Source organism: Streptomyces sp. NPDC037410 (assembly GCF_055602235.1).
In genome coordinates this window covers 158002-171745 of sequence record NZ_JBVJWR010000019.1, presented here as the reverse complement: position 1 = coordinate 171745, position 13744 = coordinate 158002, and the positions used below count along the sequence as shown (strand labels likewise).

The following is a 13744-nucleotide window of genomic DNA, read 5'->3' as shown; positions in this document are numbered from 1 at the left end:
ACGCCCGGTTACATTCCGAACCCGGAAGCTAAGCCTTTCAGCGCCGATGGTACTGCAGGGGGGACCCTGTGGGAGAGTAGGACGCCGCCGAACAACCCGCCCTTTTAGCTCAGTCGGTAGAGCGTCTCCATGGTAAGGAGAAGGTCAACGGTTCGATTCCGTTAAAGGGCTCCGAAAAGGAAAAGGCCCCCGCCACTTGGCGGGGGCCTTTTCGTGTTTCCAGGACATCTTTCGGCGGGCCGGCGCCTCCCCTTTCAAGGAGGCGCCGGGCTTCGTCAGCTGGGGTCCGGTTCGCGGAGGCGCATCGCCAGGATGGCCATGTCGTCGGAGGCGGGGGCCTGGGCGAAGCGTTCGACCGCGCGGAGGACACGGGAGGCGACCGCGCCGGCCGTCAGGCCGGTACAGGTCCTGAGGACCTCGGCCAGGCCGTCGTCGCCCAGCATGCGGGTGCCCTCGCGGCGTTCCGTCACGCCGTCCGTGACGCACAGGAGGACGTCGCCCGGGTCGAGCGTGATCGTCTGCTCGTACAGCTCCAGGTCCTCCATGACGCCCAGGAGCGGCTGCGGTTCGGCCGCGGGCTCGACCGTGCCGTCCGGGCGGAGGCGCAGCGGCAGGGGGTGGCCGGCGCAGACGACCTTGAGGATCGCCGAGCCGTCACCCTGCGGGCGCATCTCGCCGTAGAGGAGGGTCAGGAAGCGGCTGCGGGCGCCCTCGTCGAGGATCGCCGCGTTCAGCCGCTCCAGGACGGCGGGGCCGCCGAAGCCCTCGCGGGCCAGCAGGCGCAGGGCGTGCCGGGCCAGGCCGGTGACGGCGGCCGCCTCCGGGCCCGTGCCGCAGACGTCGCCGATGGCGAATCCGTACGCGCCGTCCCGGATCGGGAAGAGGTCGTAGAAGTCGCCTCCGACCTCGTTGCCCTCGCCGGCCGCGCGGTAGATCACGTCCACCTCGACGCCCGGGATGGTGGGCAGGCCGGGCGGGAGGAGGCTGCGCTGGAGGGACTGGCTGATCGCCACGCGCTCCGAGTACAGGCGGGCGTTGTCGAGGGCCAGGGCGGCCCGGCGCGAGAGGTCCTCGGCGAGCTCCAGGATCTCCTGGCGGAAGTGGTCCTCCGAGGGGCGGCCGAGGGTCAGCATGCCGATGACCCGGTTGCGGGCGACCAGCGGCAGGACGACCGTCTCGCCGGCGACCGCGCTCGCGGTGGCCAGGGTGGTGTCGATGCCGGAGGACAGCGGGCTCGCGGGGTGGTCGAGGGCGCGGACCGAGGCGGTCAGCGCGGCGCGGTGCGCGGCTTCGCCCGGGGCGGACCAGACGCGGGCGCCGGGGGTCGGCACCGGGTCGGGCGGGGCGATGGAGGAGAGCAGGGCCTTGAGGCCGTCGATGCGGTCCTCGTCCTCGTGGAGCACGTACGAGAGGTACGGGTCGGAGGCCTGGTCGGCGATCGTGTAGACCGCGCACCAGGTGGCGAGGGTGGGGACCGTCATCTGGGCCATGAGGGCCAGGGTCTGGTCGCGGTCGAGCGTGCCGGCCAGGAGGTCGGAGGCCTCGACGAGGAAGCTGAGGGAGCCGCGGCGCAGTCGCTCCAGCTCGCCGAGGCGGGCGGACTCGACGGCCAGGGCGATGCGGTCGGCTGCGAACTGGAGGCGCAGGGCCTCCTCGTTGGAGTAGCGGTTCGCGGACTCGGCGGCCACGCCGAGGGAGCCGGTGAGGCGGCCCTCGACCTTCAGAGGGACCGTCACCACCGAGCGCATGCCGGTGCCTTCGAGGAGGGGGACGGCGCCGGGGACGGCGGCCAGGTCCTCGTGGACGGCGGGCATGCGGGCGGAGCCGTAGCGGCTGGCGCCGGTCTCGACGGGGACGCGGGCGAAGCGCTGGCGGGCGGCCGGGAGTCCGGTGGTGGCCCGTACCTCCAGTTCCGTCTCGTCGTCGGTGGCGAGGAGGAGGAAGGCGGCGTCGCCGTCGAGCATGTCGCGGGCGCGCTCGACCGTGCGCTGGAGGAGGCCGTCGAGGTCGTCGGGGGCGGGGGAGCCGATGAAGACCTCGAAGGGGTCGGTGGCGGCGCGGCTCTCGCTGCCCGGTTCGACGGCGGGGCGCTGCGGGGTCTGGAGGACGGCGCGCTCGTGCTCCCGTACGAGGAGGCAGACCGTGGAGGGTTCGCCCTGGGTGTCGCGGACGCGCAGGTGCGAGGCGTACACGGGGATGACGCGGCCGTCGGCGCAGCGGATGCCGTAGCTGCCCTCCCAGCGGGAGAGGCGGAGGGCCTCGGCGAGGCCGGTGCCGATGCCGGGGGTGTGGGGCCAGGCGGCGAGGTCGCCGAGGGGTTTGCCGATGACCAGCTCGGCGTCGTAGCCGAAGAGTTCCTCGGCGTCCTCGTTCCAGGCGGTGATCGTGCCGCCCCGGTCGATCTGGACGACGGCGACGCGGACGCGGCTCTCGGCGACCGGCAGGAGGGCGTCGGGGAGGACGGGGCCTGCGGAGCGGGTGCCGACGGGGCGCTGGGCGAGGTCGAGGTGGAACCAGACGTGCTTGCGGGTGGGGGAGTAGTCGACGCCCCAGCGGTGGGCGAGGGCCGCGCAGAGGAGGAGGCCGCGGCCGTTCTCGCGGTCCGGGCTGCCGAGGGTGTGGCCGTTCTGGACGGGGATCTCGCGCTCGGGGTAGCGGTCGGCGACCTCGACGCGGATGCTGTCGTCGGAGCGGAGGCAGAGGACTTCGGCGGAGGTGCCCGCGTGGATGACGGCGTTGGTGACGAGCTCGCTGGTGAGGACGACGGCGTCGTCGACGAGTTCGGGGTGTCCCCAGCCCTGGAGGGTGTCCCGGACGAACGCGCGGGCGGCCGCGACGGACCGCCCGACGGGCTCGAAGGTGGCAGTCGCCCGCGCGGTGATCACAGCTCTCCTCGTACGCGTCTCGACGCCCGGCTCTGCCATGCTCGGTCTGTCCCTCCCGCTGCCCGGTGGTCGTGCGTACGCCACGCCGCCCCCGCCGGGCGGACCGGGGCGGTTGGACAGCCGGATGCCAGGTTACTTACCTTCGCTGTCCGAGCGGATGCCGGTCACCGTTGATTCCGTCCCTCGGGGTAGGGACGCTGTGTGAAGCTGCCGAACTGTTATCGCCTGGTTCGGTCACGGTGAAACACTGGGCAGGCTGACGGCGAGAGCCGGAGCGGTACGGTCGACCCCTTTCGGGAGGGACACGGTGGAGTCTGGCACGGCGGCGCGGCGCGGCGGAGGCAGTGGCACGCGCGCGAGGGGCGGACGTTCCCGTGGGGGGACGGTCCAGGTGGACGCGGCGGCGCTGGAGCGGTTGCTGGCCGCGCTGGTGTCGATGCGGGACGGGAACTTCCGCAGGCGTCTCACGGTGTCCGGTGACGGGGTCATGGCGGAGATCACCGCCGTGTTCAACGAGGTCGCGGACCGGCAGATGCATCTGACGGGGGAGCTGTCGCGGGTGCGGCGGGTGGTCGGCCGTGAGGGCAAGCTGTCCGAGCGTCTGGAGGCGGGGGCCAGCGAGGGGGCGTGGGCGGCGGCGATCGAGGCCGCGAACGCGCTCGTCGACGAGCTGGCCCGGCCGGTGTCCGAGGTGGGGCGGGTCCTGTCGGCGGTGGCCGAGGGTGATCTGGACCAGCGGATGGACCTGCGTTCGGAGGGTGCGGACGGGACCGTGCGGCCGCTGCGCGGGGAGTTCCTGAAGGTCGCCCGTACCGCCAACAATCTCGTCGACCAGTTGTCGGTGTTCGCGTCCGAGGTGACGAGGGTCGCCGTCGAGGTGGGTACGGACGGCAAGCTGGGCGGGCAGGCGCAGGTGCGCGGGGTGTCCGGTTCGTGGAAGGACCTCACGGACTCGGTCAACACCATGGCGAACCGGCTGACGGCCCAGGTGCGGGACATCGCGCTCGTGACGACGGCGGTCGCGGACGGCGATCTGTCGCAGAAGGTCACGGCGAACGTCGCCGGCGAGATGCTGGAGCTGAAGAACACCGTCAACCGGATGGTGGACCAGCTGTCGTCGTTCTCCTCCGAGGTGACGCGTGTCGCGCGCGAGGTGGGTACGGAGGGTGAGCTCGGCGGTCAGGCCGAGGTGGCCGGGGTCGCCGGCGTGTGGAAGGACCTGACCGATTCCGTCAACACGATGGCGGGCAATCTCACCAATCAGGTGAGAGGCATCGCCGAGGTGACGACGGCGGTCGCGAACGGCGACCTGTCGCAGAAGGTACGGGTCTCGGCGCGCGGTGAGATCGCCCAACTCGCCGACACCATCAACCAGATGACGGAGACGCTGCGGACGTTCGCCGACGAGGTGACCCGGGTGTCGGGCGAGGTCGGTGCGCAGGGTCTGCTCGGCGGTCAGGCGCAGGTGCCGGGCGCGGCGGGCACGTGGAAGGACCTGACGGACTCCGTCAACACGGTCTTCCGGAACATCACCACGCAGGTGCGGGACATCGCGCAGGTGACGACGGCGGTCGCCAACGGTGATCTGTCGCAGAAGGTCACGGTGGACGTGGCCGGCGAGATGCTGGAGCTGAAGAACACCGTCAACACGATGGTGGACCAGCTCTCCGCCTTCGGTTCCGAGGTGACCCGGGTGGCCCGGGAGGTCGGCGTCGAGGGTCTGCTCGGCGGGCAGGCCGAGGTGCCGGGCGCGGCGGGCACGTGGAAGGACCTCACCGACTCGGTGAACACGGCCTTCCGCAACCTGACCGGTCAGGTGCGGGACATCGCGCAGGTGACGACGGCGGTCGCCAACGGTGATCTGTCGCAGAAGGTCACGGTCGACGTGGCCGGCGAGATGCTGGAGTTGAAGAACACCGTCAACACGATGGTGTCGCAGCTGTCGTCCTTCGCGGACCAGGTGACCCGGATGGCCCGGGACGTGGGCACCGAGGGCCGGCTCGGCGGTCAGGCGCGGGTGGACGGCGTGTCCGGGCGCTGGCGGGAGCTCACGGACTCCGTGAACTTCATGGCCGGCAACCTGACCTCGCAGGTGCGGCAGATCGCGCAGGTGACGACGGCCGTGGCGCGCGGTGACCTGTCGCAGAAGATCGACGTGGACGCGCGGGGCGAGATCCTGGAGCTCAAGAACACCATCAACACGATGGTCGACCAGCTCTCCGCCTTCGCGGACCAGGTGACCCGGGTGGCCCGTGAGGTGGGCACGGACGGACGGCTCGGCGGTCAGGCGCAGGTGCCGGGCGTGGCCGGTGTGTGGCGTGACCTGACCGACTCGGTGAACGGCATGGCCGGCAACCTCACCACCCAGGTCCGCAACATCGCGCAGGTCGCCACCGCGGTGGCGCGCGGTGACCTGTCGCAGAAGATCGACGTGGACGCGCGGGGCGAGATCCTGGAGCTGAAGAACACCCTCAACACGATGGTGGACCAGCTCTCGAACTTCGCGGAGCAGGTGACCCGGGTGGCCCGTGAGGTGGGCACCGAGGGCCGGCTGGGCGGTCAGGCCGAGGTGCAGGGGGTCTCCGGCACCTGGAAGGACCTCACCCAGTCGGTGAACTTCATGGCGAACAACCTGACCTTCCAGGTCCGGAACATCGCCGAGGTCACGACGGCGGTGGCCATGGGCGACCTGTCGAAGAAGATCACCGTCGATGCCCGGGGCGAGATCCTGGAGCTGGTCACGACCGTCAACACCATGGTCGACCAGCTGTCGAACTTCGCCGACGAGGTGACGAGGGTGGCCCGCGAGGTGGGCACCGAGGGCATCCTCGGCGGCCAGGCCCGGGTGCGCGGGGTGACCGGCATCTGGAAGGACCTGAGCGACAACGTCAACCTGATGGCCAACAACCTGACCAATCAGGTGCGGAACATCTCCCGGGTCTCCGCGGCCGTCGCCAACGGCGACCTGACGAAGAAGGTGACGGTCGAGGCGCGCGGCGAGGTCGCCGAGCTCGCCGACACCGTCAACACGATGGTGACGACGCTCTCCTCGTTCGCCGACGAGGTGACCCGGGTGGCCCGTGAGGTGGGCACGGAGGGCGAACTGGGCGGCCAGGCACGGGTTCCCGGTGTGTCGGGCACCTGGAAGGACCTGACCGAGTCGGTGAACTCGATGGCCGACAACCTGACCGGTCAGGTGCGCCAGATCGCCGCCGTCACCACCGCCATCGCCAAGGGCGACCTCACCAAGAAGATCGACATCGACGCCCGGGGCGAGATCCAGCAGCTCAAGAGCACCATCAACACGATGGTCGACCAGCTGTCGAACTTCGCCGAGGAGGTCACGCGCGTGGCCCGCGAGGTGGGCACCGACGGTCAGCTCGGCGGCCAGGCCCGGGTCCGGGACGTGGAGGGCACCTGGTGGGACCTGACGGAGTCGGTGAACGAGATGGCCGGGAACCTGACCCGGCAGGTGCGGGCGATCGCGGCCGTCGCCACGGCGGTGACCCGCGGCGACCTCAACGTCAAGATCGACGGTGTCGACGCGGCCGGTGAGATCCAGGCCCTCCAGGACAACATCAACACGATGATCTCCAACCTGCGCGACACCACCCTCGCCAATGACGAGCAGGACTGGCTCAAGGGCAACCTGGCCCGTATCTCCGGCCTCATGCAGGGCCGGCGGGACCTGGACGACGTGGCCTCGCTCATCATGAGCGAGCTGACCCCGGTCGTCTCGGCCCAGCACGGCGCCTTCTTCGTGGCCATGCCGACGGGCTCCGCGCACAGCGACGCCGAACTCGTGGGCGAGGGCAACGGCTCGTACGAGCTGCGGATGCGCGGGAGTTACGGCTACTCCGCCGGGTCCATGCCGACCTCCTTCCGGCCCGGGGAGACCCTCATCGGGACGGCGGCGGAGGAGAAGCGGACCATCCAGGTCAACGTGCCGCCGGGCTATCTGAAGATCTCCTCGGGTCTCGGCGAGGCCGCGCCCGCGCATGTGATCGTGCTGCCGGTCCTCTTCGAGGGGAAGGTCCTCGGTGTGATCGAGCTGGCGTCCTTCCAGCCGTTCACGCAGATCCAGCGGGACTTCCTGAACCAGCTCGCCGAGCTCATCGCGACCACGGTCAACACCATCAGCGTCAACACCAAGACCGAGGTGCTGCTCCAGCAGTCGCAGGAGCTCACCGAGCAGCTCAAGGAGCGGTCGGCCGAGCTGGAGCACCGGCAGAAGGAGCTCCAGGGCTCCAACCTGGAGCTGGAGGAGAAGGCCGAACTGCTCGCCCGGCAGAACCGCGACATCGAGGTGAAGAACACCGAGATCGAGGAGGCCCGGCAGGTCCTGGAGGAGCGGGCGGAACAGCTCGCCGTCTCCATGCGGTACAAGTCGGAGTTCCTCGCCAACATGTCGCACGAGCTGCGCACCCCGCTCAACTCGCTGCTGATCCTCGCCAAGCTGCTCGCCGACAACGCCGAGACCAACCTGACGCCGAAGCAGGTCGAGTTCGCCGAGACCATCCACGGCGCGGGCTCGGACCTGCTCCAGCTGATCAACGACATCCTCGACCTGTCGAAGGTCGAGGCGGGCAAGATGGACGTCTCGCCGACCCGTATCGCGCTCGTCCAGCTCGTCGACTACGTGGAGGCGACGTTCCGCCCGCTGACGGCGGAGAAGGGGCTCGACTTCTCGGTGCGGGTCTCGCCCGAGCTGCCGGCCACGCTCCACACCGACGAGCAGCGGCTGCTCCAGGTCCTGCGCAACCTGCTGTCCAACGCGGTGAAGTTCACCGACACGGGCGCGGTGGAGCTGGTGATCCGGCCGGCCGGCGCGGACGTGCCGCAGTCGATCCGCGAGCAGCTCCTGGAGGCCGGTTCGCTGCGCGATCCGGAGGCCGACCTGATCGCCTTCTCGGTCACCGACACCGGGATCGGGATCGCGGCGAGCAAGATGCGGGTCATCTTCGAGGCGTTCAAGCAGGCCGACGGCACGACCAGCCGGAAGTACGGCGGTACGGGTCTGGGGCTCTCGATCAGCCGGGAGATCGCGCGGCTGCTCGGCGGCGAGATCTTCGCCGCGAGCGAGCCCGGCCGCGGTTCGACGTTCACGCTCTATCTGCCGCTGAGCCCGACGGAGCTGCCGTCGAGCGGATACGGGCAGGGCGCGCAGGACGCCGACGACCTGCAGCACGGGGCCGAGGAGGGGACGGCCGGCGCCGTCCACCCGTTCCCGCACTTCCCGCCGCCGCCCGTACGGACGGAGGCGCGGTCCGGGGCCGGGGCGCTGTTCCGGCACCGGCGGAAGGCCGCGGCGGAGGCGACCGGGGCGCGGGGCACGGTCCCCGGGCAGTCCGGCCAGCCCGCGGCGGACCGGGAGGAGCCGGAGGCCGAGCCGCGCCGTACCTTCGACTTCTCCGGCGAGAAGGTGCTCATCGTCGACGACGACATCCGCAACGTCTTCGCGCTCACCAGCGTCCTGGAGCAGCACGGGCTCGCGGTGCTCTACGCCGAGAACGGGCGGGAGGGCATCGAGGTCCTGGAGCAGCACGACGACGTGACGGTCGTGCTGATGGACATCATGATGCCGGAGATGGACGGGTACGCGACGACGACCGCGATCCGGCGCATGCCGCAGTTCGCGGGGCTGCCGATCATCGCGCTGACGGCGAAGGCGATGAAGGGCGACCGGGAGAAGGCGATCGAGTCCGGTGCCTCGGACTACGTGACGAAGCCGGTCGACCCCGATCACCTGCTGACCGTCATGGAGCAGTGGATGCGGGGGGAGTGACTCCGGGGCCCGGGCGGGGGCGGAGCTCCGGGCTCCGCCCCCGACCGTCGGCGGACTGTCGCCGAAGGCGTGTGAGAGGGCGGTATTCGGGGAACCTTCTGGTCTCCCACCGCGTTTCTCGTCTGTGCACAGTGACATCGCGGTGACAGGGTGTGGCGACGGGCGGGGTGCGGCTACGATGACCGGCACAAGGACGGACGGCGCTAGGGAGTCGTCTTCTGGGGCGGCGCCCGGTGCTTCCCCCGGTTCGGGGGACCGGGGAGAGCCGTTGCCGGGACGAGGAGGACGGGGCATGGTGCAGAAGGCCAAGATCCTCCTGGTCGATGACAGGCCGGAGAATCTGCTGGCGCTGGAGGCCATTCTCTCCGCGCTCGATCAGACGCTGGTGCGGGCATCGTCCGGGGAGGAAGCGCTCAAGGCGCTGTTGACGGACGACTTCGCGGTCATCCTGCTCGACGTCCAGATGCCGGGCATGGACGGTTTCGAGACCGCCGCCCACATCAAGCGGCGCGAGCGGACCCGGGACATCCCGATCATCTTCCTCACCGCCATCAACCACGGCCCCCACCACACCTTCCGGGGGTACGCGGCCGGGGCGGTCGACTACATCTCCAAGCCCTTCGACCCGTGGGTGCTGCGCGCCAAGGTCTCCGTCTTCGTCGAGCTCTACATGAAGAACTGCAAGCTGCGCGAGCAGGCCGCCCTGCTGCGGCTGCAGTTGGAGGGCGGCGGCGAGGGCGGTCACGGCAAGGAGTCCGCGGGACTGCTCGCCGAGCTCTCCGCCCGGCTCGCGGCCGTCGAGGAGCAGGCCGAGGCCCTGTCCAAGCAGCTCGACGACGACTCCGCCGACGCGGCGGCCGTCGCCACCGCCGCGCACCTGGAGCGCAAGCTCACCGGGCTGCGCAGGGCGCTCGACGCCCTGGAGCCGGGTACGGGCGCCACGCCGACCCTGCCCGCCCAGAGCTGACACACCGTCATCGCGCCTCCGTCGTGGCGGGAATCGCCGTGATGCGGCGTCAGCATCGCGCCATGGCCGGGACGACACGAACGGGTGAGGCGGACAGGCGCTCCCCACACCCCTGTCCACACCGGTAACCTCGGCGTCATGGCTTCACGTACGTCCGGCAAGGGTTCCCAGGGCACGGCGGGCACCGCAAAACCGCGCGCCGGCCGGACGACGGGCGCCGCGAAGAAAGCGGCGCCCGCGAAGTCCCCCGCCAAGCCGCCCGCGAAGAAGGCACCGGCCAAGAAGGCCGCACCCGCCAAGCGCGCGCCCGCGCGGAAGACCGCCGCGAAGAAGGCCCCGCCCCGCCCCGCGCCGTCCCCGACCGGGGGCGTCTACCGGCTCGCGCGCGGCGCCTGGCTCGGCCTCGCCCACGGCATCGGGGCGATGTTCCGGGGGATAGGGCGCGGCGCCAAGGGGCTCGACCCCGCCCACCGCAAGGACGGGCTCGCGCTGCTCCTCCTCGGCCTCGCGCTGATCGTCGCCGCCGGCACCTGGTCCAACCTGCGCGGCCCGGTCGGCGACCTCGTCGAGATGCTCGTGACCGGATCCTTCGGCCGGCTCGACCTGCTCGTCCCGCTGCTCCTCGGCGGGATCGGCATCCGGCTCATCCTCTACCCGGAGAAGCCCGAGGCCAACGGCCGGATCAGCATCGGCCTCTCCGCGCTCGTCATCGGCGTCCTCGGCCAGGTGCACATCGCCTGCGGTTCCCCGGGGCGCGGCGACGGCAGCGCGGCCATGCAGGACGCCGGCGGGCTCATCGGCTGGGCCGCGTCCCAGCCGCTCGTCTTCATGATGGGCGAGGTCCTCGCCGTCCCGATGCTGGTGCTGCTCACCGTCTTCGGGCTGCTCGTGGTCACCGCCACCCCGGTCAACGCGATCCCGCAGCGGCTGCGGCTGCTCGGCGCGAAGCTGGGCATCGTCGAGCTCCCGTACGACCCGGCGGAGGCCGAGGAGTACGGGGGGCACCCGGGCCACGAGGGGTACGACGAGGAGTGGCGGGACGCGGCACCGCGACCCGCGCGGCCGGTCCGGCGCCGCCCGGCCGGGCCCTCGGAGCCGTACGACGTGGACCGCGCCGAGGCGGAGATCCTGGAGCGGCGCGGCCGTTCGGCCCGCCGGAGCCCCGGGCGGGTCGACTTCGACTCCGGCCTCGACCCGGTGGACGTGGCCGCGGCGGCCGCCGCCGCGCTCGACGGCGCCGTGCTGAACGGGATGCCGCCCTCGCCGATCGTCGCCGACCTGACCAAGGACGTCACGGCCGAGCGGAACGCGGCCCTGGCGGCGTCGGTTCCCGAAGTTCCCGAGAAGGCCGCGCCCGTGCCGCCGGCCCGCGGCGGAGGCCGCCCCGGCGGGGCCGTACCCGATCTGACGAAGCCGGCGCCCGAGCCGACCGACCTGCCGCCCCGGGCCGAGCAGCTCCAGCTCGCGGGCGACATCACGTACTCCCTGCCCTCGCTCGACCACCTGGAGCGCGGCGGTCCCGGCAAGACCCGCAGTGCGGTCAACGACGCCGTCGCGGCGGCGCTGACGAACGTCTTCACCGAGTTCAAGGTGGACGCCGACGTCACGGGCTTCACCCGCGGCCCGACGGTCACGCGGTACGAGGTCGAGCTCGGGCCCGCCGTGAAGGTCGAGAAGATCACGGCACTGGCCAAGAACATCGCCTACGCCGTGGCCTCGCCCGACGTGCGGATCATCTCGCCGATCCCCGGCAAGTCCGCGGTCGGCATCGAGATCCCGAACAGCGACCGCGAGATGGTCAACCTCGGCGACGTGCTGCGGCTCGCGGACGGCGACGACGACCATCCGATGCTGGTCGCGCTCGGCAAGGACGTCGAGGGCGGCTACGTGATGGCCAACCTGGCGAAGATGCCGCACATCCTGGTCGCCGGTGCCACCGGCTCCGGAAAGTCCTCGTGCATCAACTGCCTCATCACCTCGGTGATGATAAGAGCGACCCCCGAGGACGTCCGGATGGTGCTCGTCGACCCCAAGCGGGTCGAGCTCACCGCCTACGAGGGCATCCCGCACCTGATCACCCCGATCATCACCAACCCCAAGAAGGCCGCCGAGGCCCTCCAGTGGGTGGTGCGCGAGATGGACCTGCGCTACGACGACCTGGCGGCCTTCGGCTTCCGGCACATCGACGACTTCAACCAGGCCATCCGGGACGGCAAGATCAAACTGCCCGCGGGCAGCGAGCGGGAGCTCAACCCGTACCCGTACCTCCTGGTGATCGTCGACGAGCTCGCCGACCTGATGATGGTCGCCCCGCGCGACGTCGAGGACTCGATCGTCCGCATCACCCAGTTGGCCCGCGCCGCCGGCATCCACCTCGTGCTCGCCACCCAGCGGCCGTCCGTGGACGTCGTGACCGGTCTGATCAAGGCGAACGTGCCCTCGCGGCTCGCCTTCGCCACCTCCTCGCTCGCCGACAGCCGGGTCATCCTCGACCAGCCCGGCGCCGAGAAACTCATCGGCAAGGGCGACGGCCTCTTCCTGCCGATGGGCGCGAACAAGCCCATCCGCATGCAGGGCGCGTTCGTCACCGAGGCCGAGGTCGCGTCCGTCGTGCAGCACTGCAAGGACCAGATGACGCCGGTCTTCCGGGACGACGTCACCGTCGGCGCCAAGCAGAAGAAGGAGATCGACGAGGACATCGGCGACGACCTCGACCTGCTGTGCCAGGCCGCCGAACTGGTCGTCTCCACCCAGTTCGGCTCCACCTCGATGCTCCAGCGCAAGCTCCGCGTGGGCTTCGCCAAGGCCGGCCGGCTGATGGACCTGATGGAGTCGCGGAACATCGTCGGACCGAGCGAGGGGTCGAAGGCGCGGGACGTGCTCGTGAAGCCGGACGAGCTGGACGGGGTGCTCGCCGTGATCCGGGGGGAGTCGGGGGAGTAGCGAGGACGGGTCCGGGTACCCGGTCAGGACCGGGTCGGGTACCCGGTCGAGACAGGGCCGGGTGCCCGGTCGACCGGCGCGGGTGCCGGTCCGGGGCAGGGCCGGGTGCCGGTTCGAGACCTGGCCGAGACTCACTCGTAAGGGAACGGTGGGCAACCGTTTCCCCTGGCCGTACGTCAAGTTGGAGGGAGGGACAGAAGGATGTCCCAGCCTCATGGCGTACAAACAGCACCCGCCCGGTTGCCCCACCCTTTCGTACCACCCATAGACTGAACGTCCAGCAGGTGGCTACACGCTCGAAAGGCGCTCTCGTGTCCATCGGCAACTCCCCCGAAGACGACCGGACCTTCCCGGCAGACGACCGGGACTCGATCGGTCGCGCTCTCCAGCAGGCCCGAATCGCCGCCGGTCTCACCGTCGAAGAGGTCAGTGCCTCCACCCGTGTCCGGATTCCGATCGTGCACGCGATCGAGGAGGACGACTTCTCGCGCTGTGGCGGCGACGTCTACGCCCGCGGCCACATCCGTACCCTCGCGCGCGCCGTCGGCCTCGATCCGGCCGCGCTGATCGAGCAGTACGACGCCGAGCACGGTGGCCGTCCCGCGCCCACCCCCGCCGCCCCGCTCTTCGAGGCGGAACGCATCCGCCCCGAGCCGCGCCGGCCCAACTGGACCGCCGCGATGGTCGCGGCCATCGTCGCCGTCGTCGGTTTCGTCGGCTTCACGATGTTCAACGGGAACGACGCCACGAACGGGACCACCGTGGCCGACGGCGGCCCGGCCCCCGCCCCGGAGAAGGCGACGTCCGCGGTCAAGCCGAAGCCGGCCAAGCCCGCCGCGCCCAAGCCCACCGAGAGCGCGATCGCCGCGGTCCCGCAGGACAAGGTCACGGTCAAGCTCTCCGCGATCGACGACAAGAGCTGGATCTCGGCCAAGGCGCACGACGGCAAGCTCCTCTTCGACGGGCTCCTCCTCAAGGGCGAGTCCAAGACCTTCCAGGACGACGAGCGCGTGGACCTGGTCCTCGGCAACGCCGGCGCGATCGAGCTCTACGTGAACGGCAAGAAGCTCGCCGACAAGTTCGAATCCGGCCAGGTCGAGCGGCTCAGCTACACCAAGGGCGACCCCGAGGCCGGCTGAGGCCCGCCGTCCGGCGATCTCCCGG

General features: G+C 71.0%; 5 protein-coding genes, 1 tRNA gene and 1 rRNA gene. 6 read left to right on the top strand and 1 reads right to left on the bottom strand.

All coding sequences use genetic code 11. The features are described from left to right. Both rrf and ACZ7HT_RS28465 read left to right on the top strand, forming a co-directional pair. Nucleotides 1-93 (top strand): 5S ribosomal RNA (gene rrf, locus ACZ7HT_RS28470); the annotation flags it as partial. Nucleotides 94-98: 5 nt separating this feature from the next. Further along, nucleotides 99-171, top strand: a tRNA-Thr gene (locus ACZ7HT_RS28465). Between the two features lie 104 nt (nucleotides 172-275). On the opposite strand, the gene ACZ7HT_RS28460 is transcribed toward ACZ7HT_RS28465, so the two are convergent. Then, a complete protein-coding gene (locus ACZ7HT_RS28460; RefSeq protein ID WP_471171161.1) occupies nucleotides 276-2924 on the bottom strand; it encodes a SpoIIE family protein phosphatase in 2649 nt (882 codons plus the stop codon). A 268-nt stretch (nucleotides 2925-3192) separates the two neighbouring features. Between ACZ7HT_RS28460 and ACZ7HT_RS28455 the strand changes: the two genes are divergently transcribed. The 4 genes from ACZ7HT_RS28455 to ACZ7HT_RS28440 all read left to right on the top strand — a co-directional run bounded on the left by ACZ7HT_RS28455 (nucleotide 3193) and on the right by ACZ7HT_RS28440 (nucleotide 13719). Next, entirely contained in the window at nucleotides 3193-8670 is a 5478-nt protein-coding gene (locus tag ACZ7HT_RS28455; protein WP_471171159.1) for a HAMP domain-containing protein, read from the top strand. Nucleotides 8671-8962: 292 nt separating this feature from the next. After that, entirely contained in the window at nucleotides 8963-9637 is a 675-nt protein-coding gene (locus ACZ7HT_RS28450) for a response regulator (protein WP_389236536.1), read from the top strand. A 138-nt stretch (nucleotides 9638-9775) separates the two neighbouring features. Next, the gene (locus tag ACZ7HT_RS28445; RefSeq protein ID WP_471171158.1) at nucleotides 9776-12580 is read left to right on the top strand and encodes a DNA translocase FtsK; all 2805 of its coding nucleotides are present in this window, start codon (nucleotides 9776-9778) and stop codon (nucleotides 12578-12580) included. Nucleotides 12581-12891: 311 nt separating this feature from the next. Further along, nucleotides 12892-13719 (top strand): helix-turn-helix domain-containing protein, encoded by an 828-nt coding sequence (locus ACZ7HT_RS28440; protein ID WP_471171157.1) that lies wholly within the window; start codon nucleotides 12892-12894, stop codon nucleotides 13717-13719. The last annotated feature ends 25 nt before the right edge of the window (nucleotides 13720-13744 follow it).

What these genes read in the sequence shown, in the direction of transcription:
- ACZ7HT_RS28460 (WP_471171161.1), bottom strand. Translation starts at nt 2,924, where the DNA reads ATGGCAGAGCCGGGCGTCGAGACGCGTACGAGGAGAGCTGTGATCACC.
- ACZ7HT_RS28445 (WP_471171158.1), top strand. Translation starts at nt 9,776, where the DNA reads ATGGCTTCACGTACGTCCGGCAAGGGTTCCCAGGGCACGGCGGGCACC.
- ACZ7HT_RS28450 (WP_389236536.1), top strand. Translation starts at nt 8,963, where the DNA reads ATGGTGCAGAAGGCCAAGATCCTCCTGGTCGATGACAGGCCGGAGAAT.